Below are 21988 nucleotides of genomic sequence, written 5' to 3'. Positions count from 1 at the left end.
AGCTCAGTAAATTCAGCAAAGTTCAGGGTTTTGGGGGTTAGAGGCATGCTCTTCTAAGGTGGGATTGGTGATGGCCAAAGCAGCCACTCCTCCCGCCAAAACCAGCCCGGAAAGCAAGGAAAAGACCTTCAGCATCGCAGCCTCCGAAACCGAATTCTTTATTCTGCTATAGGCTTGAGCCACCTCAACAGGGATCTTTCGGCAGAAGCCAAAGGACTCCGTCCTGCCTCTGGCGGGGTTGTTGCTATGGACAAGGGATCGCAATGCTGTTGCAATGGGAACGGCCAGGAACTGCCCCACAGAAGGGCTCCATCCCTTGATTGAGTTGCCGGCCCACAGGTTAGGATGGGATCCGACGCGCAAACAGCTTGCTGCTCTCTATGGAACTTGCCGATCTAAGACGCACCCTAGAATCGCTCACCTTGCGCCTGAGCAACGCTCAGGACTATCTTTGACCTGCCCCACTTGGAGCAACAGATTGCCATCCTAGAGCAAGAAGCCTCGCAGCCGCAGTTTTGGAATGATGTAGAGGCAGCCCGCCGCCACCTGCAAAAGCTCAACAGCCTCAAGGCCTCCTGGGATCAGGTGCACCGCTGGAAGGATCGCCTGGAAGATGCCGCCAGCGCCCTTGAGCTGCTCCAAGAAGAGCCCGATCCGGAACTCTTAGCCGAGACAGCGGGATCCCTGGCAGTGGTGGAGCGGGAGTTGGGCCAGTGGGAGCTACAGCAACTGCTCTCCGGCCCCTACGACAAAAACGGTGCCATCCTCACCATCACCGCCGGCGCAGGGGGAACCGACGCCCAGGACTGGGCGGAAATGCTCCTGAAAATGTACACCCGCTGGGCCGAAAACCAGGGCTACAAGGTCAGCCTCTCGGAATACTCCGAAGGTGCCGAAGCCGGCATCAAGTCCGCCACCCTGCTGATCGAAGGCCCCTACGCCTATGGTTATCTCTCTGCCGAGAAGGGCAACCACCGCATGGAGCGCATCAGCCCCTTCAACGCCAACGGCAAACGGCAAACCAGCTTTGCTGGCGTAGAGGTGATGCCGATTCTGGAAGAGGAAAGCGAGTATGAGCTGAAGATGGAAGATCTGGAGTTCGAGACCTCCCGCTCAGGTGGGGCAGGTGGCCAAAACGTGAACAAAGTGGAAACAGCGGTGCGGGTGATCCACAAGCCCACCGGCATTGCCGTGCGCTGCACCGAGGAGCGCTCCCAACTGCAAAACAAAGAGCGGGCCATCCAGATCTTGAAGGCCAAGCTGATCGAGATGGAAGAAGAAAAACGCAGACAAAAGCTGGCCGAGATTCGCGGCGAGATGGTGACTCAGGGCTTTGGGGGGCGTATTCGCACCTACACCTTCGATCCTTACAAGTTGATCAAGGATCACCGCACCAACGCCGAAACCTACAATGTCGAGGCCTTTATGAACGGCGAGCCGGAGGAGCTGATGCATTTTATCCAGGCCTATCTGCGGCAGGAATACGCCAAACAACAGGCCGCCGCAGTCTAGGGCCGGCTGTAGCGCTCCCACACCGCCTGCATGAGGGCAGCCCGCTCCTGGGCTGAGAGCTGGGTCAAGGTCAGGGGATCCCCTTCCTGGAAAAACTCCCCTACCCCCCATCCCACGGCCCGGGGAGAGGCGGTTTTGGCTTGCAGGGATCCCGCCCAAGCCAACCCGTGCCAGGCGCCGATGGGAGTCTCCAGCGCCGAAGAAAAGACCAGATCCAGGCCGGGATGGCAGCTGAGATACTCTCGCAGCGCAATGCAGGAGCCCACCAGAGACGGCTTCACCACCAGGATCCCTTTCCATCCTGACCGATGGATCGCTTGCAACTGCTCCAGGCAGGCCACCGATTCATCCAAAGCAACGGGGGTTTGGTACTGGCGGCTGAGCTCCACCAAATGGGCGTGCTGATCCGGCGGCAGAGGCTGCTCCAAAAACTCAATCTTGACCGGCGAGGCCTGGTTGAGCCGATCACAAACCATCAGCCACCGGTGGGCCTCCGCAAGCGTTAACCCCCCATTGGCATCCAAACGCAGATGGGATCCTGGTGGCAACCGCTCCAGCCATTGCTCCAGCTTCTCCAACTCCTGCTGCATGGGATCCCTCCCCACCTTGAGCTTGTACACCGACCGCGTGAGTGGGACGGAGTCCTTGTAGGAGTCCTTGTAAGATTCCGGCGGCAGGGTCTCCCCCAAAAGTTCACAGAAAGAGAGTAGAGAGAGATCCTTGTTCAACCAATCGGGATCCCGACAGGCCAGCCAAGCGCCTTCCAACCCAAACCGGCAGGCCGGCAGTGCTTCTGGGATCCCCAAAATATACGCCTCCGACAAAAGAGGGGGCAGCTGCCGACAAAACGCCAGAGCCTGCTCCAGGGTTTCGCTGCCAAACCAAGGGATGGGAGCAATTTCCCCATATCCCTGACAGCCTGTCTCCCGATCTGTAAGTCGGATCAGGATCCCTTCGCGCACGGACCACAGTCCGTGGTGGGTACGCAGGGGCTGCCGAAAGGGACGCCGATAGGAGCAAAACGCAAAGGAAAACCGCTCTTCCAGCCGCCTGAGCAGTGCAGACTCTTCTTTCTGGGTATCCCCTGCGGGTGATCTACTGTGCCTACCAACCACAAAAAGCTCAAGCAAGATAAAGAAAGGAAAAACGCCAGTTTTCTCAGAGGGCTGCTATTCAGAAACGATCCCCATCGTTTTCTTGGACATCTCGAGATTGACCCACAATCGTGACCTCAATCCAGAGTTATGGTTACTTCAGGCCAGGGTGAGACACATGGGCTCCTAAAAAAAGCTTTCCGGCACTGCGCATTCAACATTTTCAACATTTTTTTATTTAGGTGTTTTATTGAGGTGTGGGCGCAATGTCCCCGTTTGAATCGAAATGGCCATGTTTGCCAGATCTTAGTTTTCCTCATGGTTTGCTCAGCTTAAAACACCAGCTCAACCTCTGCCAAGGCGGCTTCCGGCCCCACCAGAGCAATGGCCGAGTTGGTCAGGTAGGTTTTTGCGGCTTGATGGAGCTGCTCTGGGGTGAGCTGCCTGACCCCCTGCAAATACTGCCGGTCAAACTCCATGCCCAAGCCCAAAATCTCGTACCAGCCCGCCAGTTGAGCCACCTGGGCATTGGTTTGTTTGCTGAGGGCATACTGGCCTAGAAGTTTGCGCTGCGCCATTTCCACCTCTGCCAGGTCGAGCGGATTGGCCTGCAGACGGTGGATTTCTGCTTGTAGGCGTTCCAGAGCCACCTGGGTGTTCTCTGCTGCAGTGCCCATGTAAACCCCAAAAGGGGCGGGATCCCGGCGGGTGGCAAAAAAAGCCGAGACCTCATAGGCCAGGCCACAGCGCTCCCGCAGTTCCACAAACAGACGGCTGGATAGACCGCTGCCCAAGTAGGTGGCCAACAGTTTCAGGGCCGGATAATCCGCAGAAGCAGCAGGGGATCCGCGAAACCCAATCAAGATTGTTGTCTGCTGAGTGGGCTGGGGCAACCTCAGCAGTTGGGGATCCCTCAGAGGGGGCAGGGGAACATCCCGATCCTCTGGAGAGGGGCCGGGAACAACCCAGTCTCCCAAAGCCGCTTCCACCTGGGCAGCCATCTGCTCCGGCGGCTCTGGGCCGATCACCACCATCACCATTCCATTGGGACGACAGTAGGCCGCGTGATAGGCTACCAAATCCTCGCGGGTCAGGGATCCCACCGTCTCCAGCCGTCCCAACCCCGGCAGAGCGTAGGGATGATCCCCATAGAGGGCTTGTTGCACCTGCTCGAAAGCCAAGCTGAAGGGCCGTTCCTGTTGGGCGCGGATGGCCTGCAGCATCAACGCCTGCTCTCGCGCCACCTCCTCTTCAGGAAAACTGGGATCCCGCAGCGTCTCCGCAAGCAAATCCAGCAACTCCGGGAAATCGGCAGCCACACAGCGCAGGCTCACCTCGAAATAGTCGGCAGAACTGTCCACCGATAGCGAGGCTCCCAGCGATTCCACCGCAGCAGCAATGGCCTGGGAGTTGCGCCGATGCGTGCCTTTGGTGAGGACAGCCGCCATCAAGTGGCTCACCCCCGCCTGTTGCGGCCGCTCTGCCCGGCTACCACCGCGGAAAAAACAGTGGGCAGCCAAGATCTCCACCGTTGGGTTCTGGCCCAGCAACAGCGTGATGCCATTGGCCAAAAGGACGCGCTGTAAACGGCCACGTTGGGTGGCAAGCAGAGCAGAGTTCATGCAGGCAAGGGATCCCGTCCAAAATCCGAAAGTCAAGAGTCCAGAGCGTCGAGGCAGCGCTCACCGACAGGCCAGTTGCAGCTCCGAGGCCATTGCTGGATCGAGGGCAGTCGGCTTGAGAACGGTGACCACATAGGCCTCCGGAGACAAGTACTGCTGGGCCAATTCCCGGATCTGAGCCGGGGTAAAAGATTGCAACAGCTCCAGGTACTCTTGAATGCGCTGCACCCCGCCCAGTGTCTCGTAGTAGCCATAGATGCCCGCCAATTGACTGGGGGACTCGGCGGAGAACAGGAACTCATGGGTGAGCATACGCCGGGTGCGATCCAACTCCGCTTGGCCAATGCCATCCTGCTGCAGCTTTTCGATCTCGTGCAGAATCGTCGCCTCCACCCGCGCCACATCCTCCGGCTCCAGTTGAGCCCCAATACAAAACAGTCCCCCCTCCTTCAACACCAGCGAAGAACAGCCAATGGCCCTCACCCAGCCCCGCTGTTCCCGCAGCAGATGCACCAGCCGCGAAGTACGGCCATCTCCCAGCAGAGAAGCCAACATCTCCAGGCCACAGGCTTGTTGCCAATCGTCAATGCCAACGGTAGGCCAGGCCAATTTCAGACGGGCTTGCTCCAAGCGGGCATGGTCGCTCTCCCGGCGCAGGATCCCTTGGGGACGAGGCTGGGGCGGAATGGGGGGGCTGACCGGTGCTGGCCCAGCAGCAGAGCTGCCAAACTGCTCCTCCACCAAGGCCAACGCCTGCTCAGGATCGATGCCACCCGTCACCACCACCGTCATGGATTCAGGGCGATACCAAGCGCGGTGGTAGGCGCGCATCAGTTCAGGGGTCAGTTGCATCAGGCTCTCCGGTGTGCCCAACACCGGTCGTCCATAGGGATGCTCCCCATAGGCGGTCTCCATCAAGAGCTGATAGGCCGTGTAGTCCGGGTTGTCGGCGGCGCGGCGAATTTCCTCCAGAACCACCTGCCGCTCCCGCTCAAACTCTGGATCCGGGATCCCGGCCCGCAAAACCACCTCTGCCAAGTAGGGCAAGGTATCCGCTAGGTCAGCAGCAGCCACCGTAATGTAGTAATGGGTGTAGTCTTGGCCGGTGGCAGCATTGGTAACTCCGCCCCGTCCTTCCACGGCCCAATCCAGCTCACCAGGGGCCAGCCGCTCGCTGCCCTTAAACACCATGTGTTCCAAAAAATGGGATAGGCCCAGCCACTCCGGCGGCTCATGGCGTCCACCTGTCCGTACCCAGACATCAACGGTTACAGAATCGGCAATGGGGATGGGATGAACGATAACGCCTAACCCGTTGCTCAGTCGGTGGGTGTAGGCGGGCAAAAGACGAGGAGAGCGGTTCAAAATTCTTAACTGATGGAGAACAGTCTTAATTGTAGATGGAGAGGGGCTCCGGGAAATAGTATCTGAGACTACTTTTCTCGGCCTTCTCTCCCCACCTTGCAGATCCCAACCCCTTTTGTGGTAGAGGGAGAACCTAGGTACCTTGGGCTGCTCCCTGTCCAGACATCCCCCTAAGGCTCATTGCGCAGATCCGGGGATCCCTGCCAAGCCAGACTGGGGGATCCCTCTCCGGCCAGATTGTCCTCCACCAGAAATCCAGGGGGCCATTCTTCGCTATCGCGCACCCGCTGCACCACCTCTTGGGGCAGCACGACCCCCAACTGCCGGGCAGCCATGGCCACCACATCCCCCCGGTCGATCAAGCCGGCAATGGCGCCGGTGGGCGTGAAAACCAAAATGCGGCGGGGTTCTGCCTGGCGCATCATCTGAATTACCTGGGGAATGGGGGTCTCTTCTCGTACCCCCTGCAGTTGCTCCATCGGCTTGAGAATAGCCTTGAGGGTGAGGCGATCCCACTGGCTGCGCTCGATGTCGTTGAGCAATTCTGGCCTGACCAGCCCACGGTAGCGGCCATCTTCCTCGGCAAAATAAACGTCCGCCGGTTGAGTTGGGGCTTCCGGCCTGAGAGAAGAAGGCACCAGATAGCGATCCACAAACTCCCGCAGGCTCATGCTCGCGTCCAAAACCCGAAACTGGCGGGTCATCACATCTGCAGCTTTCAGGCGGGCCAGCACCTGCTGCAGTTGCGCGTACTGGCTGTAGCGGCGGGCGGTGTTCAAAATAAACAGGCCGATCAACCCCACCCAGAGGCCGTTGAGGCTCCCCCAAAATACCACCAGCAGACCTAGCCCCACCAAACCCCAGCCCACCCCCTGGCCGGCTCGGGCCGCCCACAGCATACCCTTTTGCCGATCCCCTGTCCAACCCCAGATGGCCGCCTTGAGCATTTGCCCCCCATCCAGAGGCAGGCCCGGCAGCAGGTTAAACAGGGCAATCGTCAGGTTGATGGCAGCCAAGCTGGTGAGGGTTGAGGCCAGCATCGACTCCGGCACAGCCCAAGCCCGGGCCACGCTGAAGAAAACAAACAGACCCAAGCTGAGGAGAGGGCCTGCCACCGCCACGCAAAAAGCCCCAAGGGGGCGGGGAACTTCCCGCTCAATCGCCGCCATACCCCCAAAAATAAATAGGGTTATCGAGTTAACCCGTACCCCATAGGCGCGGGCCACCAAGCTGTGGGCCAACTCATGGGCCAGCAGAGAAAGAAACAACCCCATCGCCGTCAACACCCCGTAGGAGAGCACCAGCAGGAGGGCCGCCGGGAACCAGGTGTAGTCGATGAAAAAGGGGATCCCCCACAAGCTACCGATGCGCAGGCGACTGGTCATGACGATACAACTCCTTACACAGCTCTCACTGGGGAGAAGGCCCAGGAAGGTGCCGTTGAAGACGACAAGCAGCCCCTTAACTTGGGATCCCTCTCCTCCACTGTAGCCCTTCTGCCGGGCCTTCCGTTCCCTTGCGGCTCCCCCGGCAGACAGCGGGCCCTGCCCTATCCCTAGAGGATCTTGAGGATCTCCTCGGAGCACAACACTACCTACAACACCAGACCCCCGAAGATTGTGATAACGTGGTTGGGCATTGGGTCGGCGGGGCCAACCAGCACTCAAAAGTTGGAACGACCGAGCTTTAGCAGGGGAGCTTTGCAGGAGGGGTGTGGCTATGGTGTGGATTTCGTCCCACTCAGGCGAACAGAGCGAAGAAGTGCAGGGACTTGATCCCGCCCAGACGATGGGAGCCGCGCCTCCAGGCGAGTTTCCGGCCACAGCCCCGGCGGCCAGCCCGGTGTTCTACCGCACCTACAGCCGTCGCCGCCCAGATGGCAGCCGCGAGACTTGGAGCGAGGTTTGCGATCGCACCTTGGCCGATATTGCCCGGTTGGGGCGCTTCACCCCTCAGGAGCGGCAGTTGGTAGAACGTCTGCAGCGGCAGTTGAAGGCGTTGATCTCCGGTCGAGCCTTGTGGGTGATGGGCACCGACTGGATCCAGAAGCCGGAAAACTTCTCCGGTGCCTACAACTGCACCAGTTTGGCGGTGGTGGACTGGCGGGCCTTTGGCCTGATGATGGATCTGGCCATGATGGGCTGCGGCACAGGAGCGGTGCTGGAACCCCAGTTCATCCGCCAGTTGCCCCCCATTGTCAACCGCCTGCGGGTTCACGTGAAGGGATCCATCGGCGCCACCCCTCCCGAAGAGCGGCAGGAGCACACCCGCATCCAACGGCAGGGATCCCAGGTGCACATCCAGGTGGGAGACAGTCGCCGCGGCTGGGTGGAGTCCTACCAAGCGCTGCTGGAGCTGGCCTCGGATCCCGGCTTTGGCGGTCAGGTGGAAGTGACAGTGGACTTGAGCGATGTCCGCCCGGCTGGGGAGCGGCTGAAAGGGTTTGGGGGCGTAGCCAACCCCATTAAGCTGCCCGGCTTGTACGAGCGCTGTGCCGCCATCCTCAACAGGGCGGTAGGTCGGCAACTGAACTCGGTGGAGTGCTGTTTGCTCATCGACGAGGCGGCGGTGGTGGTGGTGGCGGGAAACATTCGTCGTAGCGCTGGCATTCGTCAGTTTGCTGCCGACGACCAGCTGGGATCCACCGCCAAAGACAACCTCTGGCAGCAGGACGAAAACGGCAACTGGAGAATTGACCCCGAGCGAGATGCCCTGCGCATGGCCAACCACACGCGGGTGTTTCACCGCAAGCCGACGCGGGAAGAATGTGTTGAGGCCGTGCGGAAGCAGTTTTACTCCGGCGAGGGGGCCATCCAGTGGGCCGGGGAAGCCGTAGCACGGGCCAATTGCGACCTTATCCCACCCGACCTAAAACCCGACTTTCTCAAAGCCTATGAGGCAGGAACGGCCCGAGAATGGCTAAAGGGACGGGATCCCTCCCTAGGGGAAGAGGAACTTCAGGATCGCCTGTGGCGCTATGGGCTGAATCCCTGCGTGACAGCCGATACCTGGGTGCACACGGGCGATGGGCCGCGCCAGGTGAGAGACCTGATTGGGAAGCAGCACAGCACCTATGTCAATGGAGAACTATTCAGTACCACACCGGAGGGGTTCTTCTACTCCGGTACTAAGCCTGTGCTGAAGCTTTTGACCAAGGAAGGGTTCTCTCTGCGGCTGACAGGCAACCATCGGGTTCTCAAAGTCACCGCTCAAACCCAAAAGGCACAATACACCGAGTGGGTACCGGCAGAAAGCCTACAACCGGGCGACCGCATCCTGCTGCACAACCATCGCGATCTCACCCCGTGGGATGGGGCGGGTACCTGGGAAGAAGGCTGGCTTTTGGGGAATTTGCTGGGTGACGGTAGCCTTACGGCAACCCCGTGGAACGACACGGCTTTATTACGCTATTGGCAAGATACCCAAGCCGAAATGAGCCAGTATGCGATTCAGCTTTTGCAAACGGCAGTGGGTTACGAGCCCCGCCAGCCAGAGGCATATCACTATGCGCAGCTTGGGTTGCGGGTTATCGGCTCCAGGGGGTTGGCAAAACTGGCGGCCCAGTTCGGCATGAGGCCCGGACAAAAGCAGATGACAGAGGCGCTCGAAGCCACCAGCTTCCAGTTTCATCGAGGCTTCTTGTGCGGGCTCTTTGATGCGGATGGCAGCGTGCAAGGTAATCAGGAGAAAGGGGTTAGCGTGCGGCTCTCTCAAAGCCATCTGGGTACCCTCAAAGCGGTTCAGCGCATGCTGGCGCGGCTGGGCATCATTGCAGTTTTGTATGAGAATCGCCGTCCTGCTGGATATCGCCTGCTGCCGAACAGTGCTCGCCAACCTGCACCATACGCTTGCAAAGCCCAGCACGAATTGGTTATTGCCAACGACAACTTGCATCTGTTCCAGGAATGGGTCGGCTTTCGGGAACCGCACAAAGCCCAAAAGCTAGAGGCACTGCTGAATGGCTACAAGCGCCAGCTCAACCGAGAGCGGTTTGCTGTGACGGTTGCTGCCCTTGAGGCAGACGGGGTAGAGCCGGTGTATGACTGTACTGTCCCCGGCCCAGCGTGCTTTGATGCCAATGGGTTTGTTGTCCACAACTGTGGCGAGATTATTGGCCACACATTCCATTGCAACTTGGCCGAGATCCACCTCAACCGTTTGGATCCCCACAACCGGCAAGAGCAAGAGGAAGCCTTCACGGCGGGAGCCCTCACGGTGGCAGCCCTACTCCACCACCGCTTTGTGGAACCCCGCTTTCAGCGTTCGCGGGAATGGGATCCCATCGTCGGCGTCTCGTTCACAGGCCTGTTCGACTTTTGCGTCAAAGCCTTTGGGGTTGAATGGCTGCGCTGGTGGCAGGAAGGGAGACCCGATACCCCCATCGGGAAGGAATTCAAGCAGCAGGAGCGGGAATACCTCAGCCGCTGGAAGGAGATCGTCCACCGCGTGGTCTGGGACTACTGCGACCGCCACAGCCTGCGCCGCCCCAACCGCTGCACCACGGTTCAGCCCGCCGGCACCAAGTCGCTGCTCACCAACGCCTCTCCCGGCTGGCACCCGCCCAAAGCCCAACGCTACATCCGCCGCATCACCTTTGCCAAAAATGACCCGGTGGCGCTGGCCTGTCTGGACTATGGCTACTCGGTGGTACCTGCTCAGGCGGACAAAGATGAAAACGGGAACTTGCTCAACGACCCCTTTGATCCCCGCTGTACCGAATGGCTGGTGGAACTGCCTGTGGAAGTAGAATGGGCCAACCTGCCCGGTGCTGGCCAGATCGAGATCGAGCAATTCTCGGCCCTGGCCCAGTTTGACTTCTATATGCAGGTTCAGAGGTACTACACCACCCACAACACCTCCGCCACCATCGAGCTGCGGGAGGACGAGGTGGAAGCTCTGGGATCCCGTATCTACGAAGCCATCCGCGACGACGAGGGCTACATCAGCGCAGCGCTGCTGGCCCGCTTCGATGCCCCCTTCCCCCGCCTGCCTTTTGAGAAAATCGACAAGCCCACCTATGAGCGGCTGGTGGCCGAGGTCAAGCAGAGACGGCGGACAGATAACTTCTTCGCGGCCCTGGCCCGCCACGACCGCAACCTGACCCTGACAGCAGAGGGGCCGGCGGGGTGTGATGCTTTGGGGTGTCTGCTGCCAGATTCGGCGCCTCAGAGCTAACCCCCAAATTCTCCCCGCTGCTGGCCATCCCCACTGGCTGGGAAAGCACAGTCAGGCTCCCTCCTGTGATACTTTTATAGGGATTCCCTCAACCCCCAGGGATCCCTTCTGCCCTTGGAATCGGCCCCATGCAAGACGAAAAAGACACGCTTCGCCAACAGCTTCTCACCCTGCAAAGCGAGGCCCTCGCCCAAGTGGAACAAGCTGACGGTCTGGAGGCTCTGGAACAGATCCGCATCGACTACCTGGGCAAGAAAGGTAAGCTCTCCAAAATCTTGGGGGGAATGGGGAAGCTGCCCCCAGAAGAACGGCCTGCCATCGGCGCTTTGGCCAACACCTTCAAAGAAGCTCTCCAATCCAGCCTGGAGCAGCGCAAACAGGCCCTTGGCGAAGCTCAACTGCTGGCCCGCTTAGAAGCAGAGCGCCTGGATGTCACTATGCCCGGGCCCCGTCGGCCTCTGGGGCGGATCCATCCGCTGCAGGCCACCATCGACCGCATGCTCGATATCTTTGTGGGAATGGGCTACACCGTGGTGCATGGGCCTGAGCTCGAGACGGAGTACTACAACTTCGAGGCCCTCAACACCCCTGCCGACCATCCGGCGCGGGATATGCAGGATACCCTCTACCTGGCCAATGGCTACCTGATGCGTACCCAAACCTCCTCGGTGCAGGTGCGCTACATGGAGCAACACCAGCCGCCGCTGCGCATTGTGCATGCCGGTCGGGTGATGCGCCGCGATACCGTGGATGCCACCCACTCCGCTGTGTTTCACCAGATGGAAATTTTGGCGGTGGGCGAGAACCTCACCTTTTCCGACCTGAAGGGCACCCTCAACACTTTCATCACCCGCCTATTGGGCAAGCGAGAAACCCGCTTTCGGCCCAGCTATTTTCCCTTTACCGAGCCTTCTGCTGAGATGGACGTGCGCTTTGGCTCGAAATGGCTGGAAATCTTCGGCTGCGGCATGGTGGATCCCAATGTATTTCAAGCGGTGGGCTACGACCCGGAGCGCTACACCGGATTTGCGGCAGGGATCGGCATTGAGCGGATGGCCATGCTCCTCCACGGCATTCAGGATATCCGCCTGTTTTATACCAGCGACCTGCGCTTTCTGTCTCAGTTTTAGGTGGCTATCTTATCTGAGGAACAAAACCCTCGTCCTGAGCCCTGCAAGACCTTCAGAAAACCCTCTTTCAGGAAAAGGTTTGCTTGTAGATCAACTGCAATTGTTCTAGCTCATCTTGGCGGGCAGCACGGCGCAGCAGGCGCATTTGCTCTTCGATGAGCTGGCGAGCCTCATTACGGCTAATCGGATCGAAGACCAACTCCTCCATGGCAGCAGGATCCCCGCTGTTATCCGGGGGCCTGAAGTAAACCCGAAAAAAGAGCCTTTGGGCGTAGAGCGTGGTGAAGAGAGCCTGATTTTCGTCGACCTGACACAGGCTGTAGAGCAGACCAAATGTGGGGTGATTCAGATACAACTCATTCATGCCCAATAGCGTATCACTCTTGGGGGAGAGGAGAGACTTTTCTTCCCGGTCGGTGCCAGAGAAAGTTCTGGAAATGATGTGGCTATGGCTCTTGAGACCAAGGGCTTAGATCACAAGTTCCGCCCAGCTCGATTTTGGCTGTTGCGACTGGATTCAACATTAGCAAACTAACAAGATTTTGGGTCAGGCTGTTACCGCCGCTGCTGTTCCCGCACCTTCCTCTTCGTGTCATTCAATTCGTTTTCCACCTCTAGCTGACGAAATTGCTCTTCCAATTCATCCCAAGCCTCGAAAGGTTTTCCCCAAGGGCTGAAATTCCGGTCCGGGTTGTCGATGCCTTTGGCTTGCGCGGCTCTTACCTCCTGCAGCTTAGCCTTCACTTCTTGGCGGCGCTGGCGAATCTGCGGCAGCAGGGCTTCCATTTGTTGGATTTTCTCCTTTTGGGCTTTCATTTGACCCCATAGCTGGCTGCCCCTCTCCAACAGCTCAGCCTCCCGGCGTCGCGCTCCTTCGGCCAGATCGGGACGATTGGCCCGCTGCGCCTTCTCAATGCGAAAGTGCCAGGTTTTAATCTCCTCGGCTAAGTTGAGAATGCTTTTTTGGAGAGCCTCCTCTTGGACGCGGCTTTCCTGCAACAGCTGCAGGGTATCCGATTCCTGCTGGCGCAACTGCTCATCGAGGGCTTGCAGCTCGATCTCGGGGTGGGCCCTGAGAAATTCCTCCAGGCGGGTTTCCAAAAATCGGATGATATCTTCGATCAGTTTCATCGATGGATCCTTTTCCCAAGCCCTCAGTTGCGTTTAGAGTAGCCTAAGCCGGGCCGTCCTAGATAGGGTCGTTTGAGACATTCCCTTTGACCTTCACCCAAAGGGAGAGGGAAGCTGGGGATCCATCCAGCAGGCAAGTTCACTGCAACTGGGAACCGCCCAACTGCCCCCAGGCGGATCCCTGTCTTCCTCAATCCAGCAAACGGCCATCCCCAACCCGGATAATGCGCTGGGCGGCCTGGGCTACTTCAAGGTCATGGGTGACCACGACCAGGGTGATGCCCTGCCGGTGGAGCTCCGCAAAAAGGTTCAGCACTTCCTGGCCGGTATGGCTATCCAGAGCCCCAGTCGGCTCATCAGCCAGCAACAGTTGGGGTCGGTTGACAATGGCACGAGCAATCGCCACCCGCTGCTGCTGGCCGCCGGAGAGTTGGGCCGGACGCTGCTGCAGTTTGCTCCCCAAGCCTACTTGTTCTAGGGCTTGCTTGGCCCGCCGGCGTTGCTCCGGCTCCGGGATCCCAGCATAGGCCAAGGGCAGCATGACGTTCTCCAGCGCTGTCAGGACGGGCAGGAGATGGAACTGCTGGAAGACAAAGCCGATTTTTTGGTTGCGAATGTGGGCCAAATCGCGATCGGTCAGGGTGGAAACTTCCACCCCATCCAGCCAGTAGCGCCCTGAGCTGGGCCGATCCAAGCAGCCGATGAGGTTCATCAGGGTGGATTTGCCGGATCCAGAGGGCCCCATAATGGCGCAATACTCTCCCGGCTGGATCGCCAAGTCGATATCGTAGAGGGCCTGAAAACTGCCCTCCGGCAGTGGATAGACTTTGCTCACCCCAACCATCTGCACTACGGGCGGGCTGGCCGCAGCCAAGGCCTCGGCTGGGCGCTCCAGGGATCCGACCGGCCCACGGCGATGATTTGCCCAGGAATCTTGCTCAAGCATGGTTGGCACCGCGACTTGCCCCATTCTAGCCTTTGGGCTTCCCTGGCTTGACGGCTAACCGGAAGAGCGGATCTCCTGCGGCTGATGGTAGGGGCAGCTCCCCTGGGGATCCACCCTGAGGCGGTAGAGGGGGGAACGCTCCTGATCGCAGCGAAAGGCTTGGGCTTGGGAAGTCAAGATCTGGCGGGCAAAGCGACAAGTTTGGCACTTTTTGCCACCGTGATGACTGGATACAGAAGGCTGTTTTGGACGCGGCACGATCCCTGCTGGAGAAGGGGCAGCCTCTGCCGGGCGGATCAGCTCCCGTGGAGAAAGGCCGCGCAGCACCAGTTCGGATCCCTGCCAGCGGGCTTCCACCAGGCCGGTATCGGCCCAGGCCGGCCAACGGGGATCCTGGGTAATCTGGGGCGGCAGACGCACCTGTACCCCCGCCAAAGCCCGCGGCGAGCCCTGCTCCTGCCAAACTTCTTCCACCTCCCCCTCGTAGCGCACAGCGGGATCCCTGATCTCGGCGGGGGAACCGGCCTTCAGCTCCGCGAGCCTAACTGGGGTTTGTAGGTGCCCATCGGGCAACTCCAGCCAATGCCCAGGCTGAGGGCAGTGGACATGGTAGCGATTGCACAGCTCCGGCAGATCCGCCAGATCTTGAGCCTGCTTGGGGTCGGCGTGAACCAAGACCAAATGCTGGGGGCGAAAGGTGTGGATGATCTGGGTGAGATGCCCGACATCGTTGTGGCTGTGCCAGGTTATCCATTCAACGGCAATGCGGGAGCGCAGCGGCGCCGGCCAACGCTCAAACGGGGTAGCCAGTTCCACCTCTGGCAGCCGCACCAGCAGACAGGAGCGCTGCGGTTGGGCCAACAACCTCGACCAAATTGGATCCCAAGCCTCAGGCCCAGCATCGGCGTCGCACAGCAGCAAGCCTTGGGGCAGAGGATCCGCTTCGGTAAGGGGCTGAACCCGCGGCTGCAGGCGGTCTTCCCAGAACAAAGGCTGATAGGTGGCGAAATTGCGCACCGGCTCCGGCAGGTAGGTGAGCAAGCGCTCGTAGAGATTGCAGCCTGCCGCCAGCCCCGGCGCCACCCATATCTTGAGCTCTTGGGGGGCTTGGGTAAAGCGGTGGTGGGCTTTGAGGAGAAAGATCAGCTCCTGCCCCAACCCCAACACTGGCAGGGGGAACAGCACCGTTTGCCCCGCTTCCAAGGCGCTGAGCAACCGCTCCACCAGGCGATTTTCCAGGTGACGACGGGGTGGATGGCGGGTGGATCCCAGCGAAGCCTCGATGAGCAACACGTCCGGCTGCCAGTGGCGCAAAGCAATGAGATCCAAGCCGGGGGCAAAGCGAGTTGAGGCCAGGGAACAGTCGCCCGTGTACACGCAGGCTTGGGCCGGAGTGGTTTGGGTATTTTGCAGCAGGGTTGCCGCCGCTCCCGGCAGATGCCCAGCCGCAAAGAAAGTGAGCATCAGATGGGGCAAAATCTCTCGCGCCCGGCCCAAAGGCAGCGCCCGAAAGGGGGGAAAGCGAATGTCCCGGTCGTAGCCTGGCCAAACGCCACACTCCCACAGACCAGCGGCCAAATGAGCAGTCACCGGCGTGGCGTAGAGAGGTACCTGAGGGTAACGACGATGAAAAGCAGGTAGCCCTTGCACATGGTCAAAGTGAGCATGGCTGCAGATTACCGCATCCGGGATCCCTGGCAGAGCCTTAAAGAGGGCAGGAGCGGGCAACCCGCAATCGAGAAGCAAACGGTGGGATCCCATCTCCAGCCAATAGGCACAGCCCTGCTGCCAGGGATCCGTACCCAGGGGGAGCAGTCGAAGGGGGGGTCTCTCTGACTCCACAGGTGTGTCGTTCTGAACCTAGAAGACCGCGTTCAATCCTGCAAACAGGAGGGGCGACTTGGCCAGGGATCCCCCCTCTCCACCGGTACACCTCCCCGGAGAGTTGGAGACAACCTGTGCCGATCCACTTATCCTACACTTCTCACAGCATAGCGTTTGCCCACCATCTGCCGCGGCAGCCTGCCATTTCATCCATGCAGCAGCTGAATGGATGTGGGGATTTGGTTTTGCGATGAACTTGTCTTGGCTTGGCAGCCTATGGGTCGGCGCTCTCTTCTGTCGCCGCAGCGGCGCTGCTGCTGGGAAAAGCAAAGCCGGCAAAATCGTGATCGTCGGGGCGCACCGTCAGGATCATCAGGTTGTAGAAGGCCCAGACCAAGCCAAACAGCAGCTCAGGCCAAGGGGGATCCCAACTGCCGGCAGAACGCAGGGATCCCACCCCCATAGCCAGAAAAGTCAGCACAATAGCCAGAGCCTGAGGCCCCAAGGAGAGCTGGGAAGGCTGCTCGGGATAGGGGGGCACTCCCTGCAGACTTTGCACCAGCGCCTGGATGGACTGAAAAAACTGGCTGCCCGTCTGCCGTTCCGACTGCCAAGCTGCCCCCCACAAATGCGGGGGAAAGGCCAAGAGCCAACTGATGCGCCCCAGGAGAGCATAAGGCAAAAACCACGCGAAGAAGACCCGGTCAAAGGCCGGCACCGGCATCCACCCTGTGCAGAGAAAGACCATCGGCACCGCCAAGTAGACCAGCTCCGCCATCCCACCGGCAGCCCAGAGGGCCAGCCACAGGTATTGAAAGCGCTGCTGCTGTGTGGTCGGCTTGCCCCAGAAGGGATTTTCCCTCAAGGCCGAAAACAAAGCCAGCAAAGCAACGCGGCGGTTGCGCAAGGGCAACAAAACACCCGTAACCTGGGTTTGGCGAACCAATTGAGATTGCCAGCCACGGCAGTGCATCTGACACCCCAACTGCACAGGGCGGCGAATGTCGATCTGCGGGATCCCTTCCAAAGCCTTGCGCCGAATGAGACAGCCAGAACCCAACAGGGGTGCCGCCTGATACCCTTCGGATCCCACCGCCAAAAGCTGTTGCAGGGGGTGAACGGCTCTGGGCTGGCCTAGGGTGCGCAGCATCGCCTGCACAAACCCAATACGATTGGCGATGGGAGCCCGCTCCGGCGAGTCGTAAAAGTGGGGCAAGGTCTGCCACAGGAAGTCCCGCTCGAGAAAATGGCCCGGCTGCACCAGGAGCAGATACTCCCCTTGGATATGAGGGGATCCCATTGCATAAGCCAGGGGGTCGGCTGTGGGGCTAGGGCAGGCCCAGTATTCGCAGGGAATGGCCCGGGCCGCCTTGGCCATCTCCTCATCCTCTACCCGATCCACAATGTGGACAAACAACCGCTCCCAAGGGTAGTCGAGGTGCAGAGCCGAAAGCACTGTTTGCCGGGTTGCCTCCAGAGAATCCCACTGGCGCAGCACCAGTACATCCACCCGCGGCAATTGGAAAAACGACCGCCGCAGGACCTCTGGGGATGGGATCGTCTCTCTCGGCACTTGGGGATAGCGGCTGAGGGTAAAGCCCACCGCCGCCAGCCAAACATACAGCTCTGCCCCCCAAAACAAAAGGGATCCCAAATCCATCAGCCCGGCTGTCAGTCGCCAGTAGAGGTACATCACCCCGGCAATGAGGTGAAGCAACCCTGCCCAGCGAAACAAATACACCCGCATCAGCTTTCTGCCTTCCACGCTTTTGCCATTTTCGCCCTCGAAGGGGCAGGGATCCCTAGCTCCTCTTCTCTTCCGGCTGGCCCCAATCCTCAAGAACGAAAAAAGTTCAGGAATCAGCAACAGCAAAACCCTGTCTGCTCTGGAGCAGACAGTTTTCAGCCCGGCAAGCAGCTTGGTCGACAGAAGCGAGAATCTTCTCTTGCGGAAGAAACTCTCCCAGGCAGTTTCAAAGCTGGGCCTTTCCCTACTGGGCAGCCACCTCAGCTGGGTAGACACTCACCTTTTGCCGCCACTTGCCATAGCGCTCAAAAGTCACAATGCCGGTGACCACAGAATACAAGGTGTCGTCGCCGCCGATGCGCACGTTCACCCCTGGGTGAAACTTGGTGCCCCGCTGCCTGACCAGAATGTGGCCGGGATGCACCAGCTCGCCCCCATAGCGCTTCACCCCCAGCCGCTTGGCATTGGAATCTCGACCGTTGCGAGTGCTGCCCGTTCCCTTCTTATGAGCCATAACGCCTCCTATGCAACTGCGTGATCAACAGAAACGAGATAAAAAAATCGGGATTCAGGACACCTGAGTTCAGAGTTTATTCCTCATCCGCAGGGATCCCTGTCGCCGCTGCCGAAGGGGCTGCCTCTGGGTTAGACTCTGGAGCCGCTTCCGTACGGGATGGTGCCGTGGCTAGGGGCACCCCATTGAGTTCAATAGACTCGATCAGCAGACGGGTCAGCGGTTGCCGATGGCCCCTCTTTTTGCGGGTCTTTTTCTTTGGCCTCATCTTGTAAACGATGATTTTATCGCCGCGCCGATGCTGCAAAACCCGTGCCCTGACGACCGCCTCCGAAACGTAGGGATGCCCCAACGTGATTTGTCCCTCGTGGTTGATCAACAGCACACGAGACAAATCGAAGGGGCTGTTCTCCTCCACTTCCGCCAGGCGATCGACCTCGTAAAAACGCCCCGGCTCCACCCAAAGCTGCTTACCGCCGGTTTCCACAATTGCGTAAGTCATCTTTCTCCCTGCCGTACAGGTGCCCTGCGGGGGTCTTGAAACCTGATCCGAGCATTGACAGCGATTTTAGATCGTAGCCGAAAAAGCCGCCGTCCGTCAGCTGGGTTTGGTCGAGGACTGGCTTGCAACAGTTCCGATCGAGCAGTGGGACGGACTCCCCAAGCACCTCATGCTGTTGCCCCCCAGCCCCTTTCCCAGAGGAAGAGGGGAGTTGGGAAGCAGTTGGGAAGCAAATGTGCAGCATCTGAGGCGACCGCAGGCCAGAGGTTGCAGAGTCATTCTTTGCTATTCGGTCAGCTTCTCCCAAGCAGCCTGAAGGGCAGCCTGCATGCGCTGAGCGGCGCGGCTGAGGCGATGTTGCCAGGTTTCCCACTTGTGTTGCAGAAACTCTGCCGCCTCGTCCAGTAGGGAGAGATCGAACTTGCCCCCTTTGGCCAGCTCGTCCCGCACCTGTTTTACCTTAACGCGCACCACCTCCGGCGGATCCTGTGGGCCAACCAACGCCTTGAGGCGATCCCCCATGCGCTGGATAAGCTGTTTCACCTGCCGAGATTTTTCGCTCCAAAAGTTCTTTAAGCCTTCCGCTTCCGATTTCAGCCGTTGCGGAGCATCCTCCTTAACCACCACCGCGTCCACATCAATGGCTTCCACGTCCTCAGGCAGGAGAACGGCGCGCCCCCCCCAAGGCTCGGCAATGCTGCCACCCAGAATATAAGCGGCAATCGCTCCAGTCTCCCAGTCAAAGAGAAAATCCTCAATCCAGCCGACCTCTCGATTCCCAATGCGCACTGTGCGACGGTAAAGAGAGCTGATGGGGGTTAGGGGGGTATCAAAAACGGTAGAGTAGGTCAGCAGCGCGTCTGGCCCGATGAGAGAAATCTGCTCCAGGGGGGTGTACCCCTGCTGGCTGGTGAAGTAGCATACCCGCCCTGTTGGGTCAACCCAGATTTCTTCTACGGTACCCAATGCGGTAGCAGTGCTGCCATCGAGGGCCAGCAGGCCCACCACCTGGCTACGTCGGATGATCTGTTCCATAGGGTTCATCGAGTTATCTCCTTGATGGGTTAGCTGGGCAGCCTCAAAATCCGCGGTAGTGGCGCAGTTGCCCCCTGAGCCGGGCAATTTCCTGAGCCATGTCCAAGACCATCGCTGCCCCCGTCCAGTTAAGCCCCAAGTCTCGGTGTAGGCGGCTCATTTGCAACAACCGCCTAAGCTGTTGGGGGGTCAGGTAGCTGCTCTCGGCCTCCACTAAGCCTTGGGCCAGCAGCCATTCCAGCAGGTGGGGAGGGATCCCCAGCAGTTCCGTGGCCTGCTCGAAGGTATAGAGCCGTTCTTCTACCCGCACAATGGCCAAACTCATAGACTCACCTCCTGCAAGTGGGCGCGGGGATCCCAGCTACGGCTTTGGCGCAGCTTTTCGTAGAGATCCCGCTCGGTCTGGGAAAGGGATTTGGGTGCCACCACCTTCAGCCGCACCAGCAGGTCGCTCCGCTGGCCTTGGGGATCCCGCCAGCCTTGGCCCCGCAGCCGCAGGGTTTGGCCGCTGTCTACCCCGGCAGGGATCCTCAGTTGCACGCGACCCGTAGGGGTGGGAACTTCCGCCGTCCCTCCCAAAGCCGCCTCGTCAGGAGTAATGGGCAGCTCGCAGAGCAGGTTGTCTCCGTCAAAGCGGAAGAAGGGATGGGGGGGCAGCTCCAAAGTGAGGTAGAGATCCCCTCTTGGCCCGCCAAAGGGGCTGACCTGGCCTTTGCCCTTGACGCGGATGCGACTGCCCGGCTTAGCGCCGGGGGGAATGCGGATAGTTAGCGTTTCTCCATCTAGGTTCAGCCGTTTCTGGGTGCCGTGGAAAGCTTCTGCCCAGCTGAGACCCAGAGTGCCCTCCACATCCTGCCCCGGCAAATCCACCGAAACAAACGGCCCAAAGCCGCCGGCGAAGCCCTGGAACCCGCTGCGGCGGGATCCCATACGGCCCAGCAGCTCGTTGATAAACTCCTCGAAGCTGGCGTATTGGGCGAAGCCCTCCATGCCGGGCATTCCAGCAGCAGAACCAGTACCCACCCGCTGCCAGTACTGCCCAAACTGGTCGTAGCGCCGCCGCTTCTCTGGATCAGAGAGCACCTCGTAGGCTTCGTTGATCTCCTTGAAGCGCTCCTCTGCCGCCTTATTCCCAGGGTTGACATCGGGGTGATACTGGCGGGCCAGCTTGCGATAGACGCGCTTGATTTCCTCGGCAGAGGCATCTCTGCTGACGCCCAGGATCTTGTAATAATCCTTGAAGTCACTCGCAGCCATAGGCTCACCCCTGCAAGGTTAGGTTAGAGTTTTTCGGGCTATTCTCAGGATATAAGGTTGCAGCTAAAAAATTGGAGCAGACCCAGAACACGTACAGGCAGAGCGGCGAGATGGCGCTTTACTGTGCTCTCGCTACTTCGGAAACTTTTTGGGCTAGGGCTTGCGTTTGGAGAAGATCCCTTTCTCATCTCGTGTGAAAATTTGCTTGACCTTTTCCCAAGCTTTGAGGAGTGCATGGGTGGAGTTATTGCTCTCTTGTTTGGCTTGGTTGTAGGCTTCCACAAAGGTTTGCTGCGCTTCTTCCGAGAGGTCAGCGCGGATTTCCGGCGAGATGCTCTCTGGGGTTAAGTCTCCCTCTGGCTCACCGGGCAAGTTCAAGTCGGCAATGGAAACTTCCTCTCCGCCAGCACTCTGCAGCAGCCAGTAAATTTCGCCCGACTTCTCTTCCGGTACTTGCACCACCAACAAGAACTCGCCCGCCTGTACCCGGGTTTGGTAGATGGCGGCTTTCTCCTGCGGCATACCCAAGGCAATCAGGGCGGATCCCAGGCCCGCTCCCAGTGCTCCGTACAAAGCGCCGCCCGTTGCCCCCAACAAAGCGGCTCCCAGAGGCCCAGCGGCCACCACTGCCCCCAAAAAGGGAATGAACAGCACCCCCACGCCAGTGAGCAGCCCCAGCAGGGATCCGAACAGGGATCCATAGATGGCCCCATTGGTCAGACCGTCCAGAACCACCTCTTTGCGGGTGATAAACCCGGTAATTTTGGCTTCGGTTTGAAAGTTGCGGCCAATAATGGAGATGCGATCGTTGGGAATGCCACGGTTCAAAAGCCGCTGGATACACTCTTGCAGCTTGCCCTCTTCTTTGAAAGCGGCGGAAACACACTTTTTGGGAGCTTGGGCAAAAGCGCTCATACGCAATCTCCTGCTGAGTTTTACAGTGCCAAGGCAGGTTTTTTAACCTTTTCCCTGCTACTACTCTCGTCTTACTACTCTCGTCTTACTACTCTCGTCTATTGTCTCCCCTCATCAACAAAGGATCCAGTCGAAGAATCGCGAACCCCCTGGAGAAATCTCCGTAGTAAACTACCCGACTCCGACCGCTAAAGCGGTACGGAGCGGGCTTTCAGTAGC

General features: G+C 59.3%; 19 protein-coding genes. 3 read left to right on the top strand and 16 right to left on the bottom strand.

Annotation, left to right across the window (positions count from 1 at the left end):
* Positions 1-12 precede the first annotated feature (12 nt).
* Positions 13-135, bottom strand: a complete 123-nt coding sequence (locus tag NW829_RS05425; RefSeq protein WP_414349965.1) for a hypothetical protein — start codon at positions 133-135, stop codon at positions 13-15.
* Positions 136-380: 245 nt separating this feature from the next.
* On the opposite strand from NW829_RS05425, the gene prfB reads away from it, so the two are divergent.
* Positions 381-1512 (top strand): peptide chain release factor 2 gene (gene prfB / locus NW829_RS05420; RefSeq protein ID WP_414344353.1). Its coding sequence is split into 2 segments (ribosomal slippage): positions 381-452 and positions 454-1512, totalling 1131 coding nucleotides; the frame shifts between segments, so codons are not numbered across the junction.
* Here prfB and NW829_RS05415 read toward each other — a convergent pair.
* The 4 genes from NW829_RS05415 to NW829_RS05400 all read right to left on the bottom strand — a co-directional run bounded on the left by NW829_RS05415 (position 1509) and on the right by NW829_RS05400 (position 6978).
* Positions 1509-2627: an o-succinylbenzoate synthase gene (locus NW829_RS05415; RefSeq protein WP_414416609.1), complete on the bottom strand. Its 1119-nt coding sequence runs from the start codon at positions 2625-2627 to the stop codon at positions 1509-1511. The two genes, prfB and NW829_RS05415, sit on opposite strands and share 4 nt — an antisense overlap.
* Before the next feature lie 311 nt (positions 2628-2938).
* Positions 2939-4228 (bottom strand): M16 family metallopeptidase, encoded by a 1290-nt coding sequence (locus tag NW829_RS05410; RefSeq protein WP_414416608.1) that lies wholly within the window; start codon positions 4226-4228, stop codon positions 2939-2941.
* A gap of 60 nt (positions 4229-4288) precedes the next feature.
* Positions 4289-5593 carry a M16 family metallopeptidase gene (locus NW829_RS05405; protein ID WP_414416607.1) on the bottom strand — a complete coding sequence of 435 codons (1305 nt, stop codon included), beginning with the start codon at positions 5591-5593 and terminating at the stop codon, positions 4289-4291.
* Positions 5594-5763: 170 nt separating this feature from the next.
* A complete protein-coding gene (locus NW829_RS05400) occupies positions 5764-6978 on the bottom strand; it encodes a site-2 protease family protein (RefSeq protein WP_414416606.1) in 1215 nt (404 codons plus the stop codon).
* Between the two features lie 403 nt (positions 6979-7381).
* On the opposite strand from NW829_RS05400, the gene nrdJ reads away from it, so the two are divergent.
* Positions 7382-10768, top strand: coding sequence for a ribonucleoside-triphosphate reductase, adenosylcobalamin-dependent (gene nrdJ, locus NW829_RS05395; RefSeq protein WP_414416610.1), 3387 nt, complete (start codon positions 7382-7384; stop codon positions 10766-10768).
* Positions 10769-10896: 128 nt separating this feature from the next.
* Entirely contained in the window at positions 10897-11898 is a 1002-nt protein-coding gene (gene pheS / locus NW829_RS05390; RefSeq protein WP_011432376.1) for a phenylalanine--tRNA ligase subunit alpha, read from the top strand.
* A gap of 67 nt (positions 11899-11965) precedes the next feature.
* Here pheS and NW829_RS05385 read toward each other — a convergent pair whose 3' ends face one another.
* The 11 genes from NW829_RS05385 to NW829_RS05335 form a co-directional block, all read right to left on the bottom strand.
* Positions 11966-12262: a PipX family protein gene (locus NW829_RS05385; protein WP_011432377.1), complete on the bottom strand. Its 297-nt coding sequence runs from the start codon at positions 12260-12262 to the stop codon at positions 11966-11968.
* Between the two features lie 191 nt (positions 12263-12453).
* Entirely contained in the window at positions 12454-13029 is a 576-nt protein-coding gene (locus NW829_RS05380; RefSeq protein ID WP_414329872.1) for a TIGR04376 family protein, read from the bottom strand.
* Between the two features lie 190 nt (positions 13030-13219).
* Positions 13220-13975 carry an ABC transporter ATP-binding protein gene (locus NW829_RS05375; RefSeq protein WP_414416605.1) on the bottom strand — a complete coding sequence of 252 codons (756 nt, stop codon included), beginning with the start codon at positions 13973-13975 and terminating at the stop codon, positions 13220-13222.
* A 54-nt stretch (positions 13976-14029) separates the two neighbouring features.
* The gene (locus NW829_RS05370; protein ID WP_414413929.1) at positions 14030-15817 is read right to left on the bottom strand and encodes an MBL fold metallo-hydrolase; all 1788 of its coding nucleotides are present in this window, start codon (positions 15815-15817) and stop codon (positions 14030-14032) included.
* Between the two features lie 256 nt (positions 15818-16073).
* Positions 16074-17564 (bottom strand): cellulose synthase, encoded by a 1491-nt coding sequence (locus tag NW829_RS05365; RefSeq protein ID WP_414416604.1) that lies wholly within the window; start codon positions 17562-17564, stop codon positions 16074-16076.
* Positions 17565-17790: 226 nt separating this feature from the next.
* Positions 17791-18060, bottom strand: a complete 270-nt coding sequence (rpmA, locus tag NW829_RS05360) for a 50S ribosomal protein L27 (RefSeq protein WP_011432382.1) — start codon at positions 18058-18060, stop codon at positions 17791-17793.
* 76 nt (positions 18061-18136) lie between these two features.
* The gene (gene rplU, locus NW829_RS05355; protein ID WP_011432383.1) at positions 18137-18562 is read right to left on the bottom strand and encodes a 50S ribosomal protein L21; all 426 of its coding nucleotides are present in this window, start codon (positions 18560-18562) and stop codon (positions 18137-18139) included.
* A gap of 285 nt (positions 18563-18847) precedes the next feature.
* Positions 18848-19606, bottom strand: a complete 759-nt coding sequence (locus NW829_RS05350; protein WP_414387857.1) for a photosystem reaction center subunit H — start codon at positions 19604-19606, stop codon at positions 18848-18850.
* 34 nt (positions 19607-19640) lie between these two features.
* The gene (locus NW829_RS05345; protein WP_011432385.1) at positions 19641-19922 is read right to left on the bottom strand and encodes a chaperone modulator CbpM; all 282 of its coding nucleotides are present in this window, start codon (positions 19920-19922) and stop codon (positions 19641-19643) included.
* Positions 19919-20854 (bottom strand): DnaJ C-terminal domain-containing protein, encoded by a 936-nt coding sequence (locus tag NW829_RS05340; protein WP_011432386.1) that lies wholly within the window; start codon positions 20852-20854, stop codon positions 19919-19921. The genes NW829_RS05345 and NW829_RS05340 overlap by 4 nt, the downstream gene beginning before the upstream one ends.
* 153 nt (positions 20855-21007) lie before the next feature.
* Positions 21008-21769 (bottom strand): ChaB family protein, encoded by a 762-nt coding sequence (locus tag NW829_RS05335; protein ID WP_414355624.1) that lies wholly within the window; start codon positions 21767-21769, stop codon positions 21008-21010.
* Positions 21770-21988: the final 219 nt, after the last annotated feature.

It is taken from the genome of Synechococcus sp. R55.8 (assembly GCF_047461895.1).
In the GTDB taxonomy this organism is placed as follows: domain Bacteria; phylum Cyanobacteriota; class Cyanobacteriia; order Thermostichales; family Thermostichaceae; genus Thermostichus.
The sequence above is the reverse complement of the archived record's forward strand: the minus strand, read 5'-3'. Positions and strand labels throughout refer to the sequence as shown.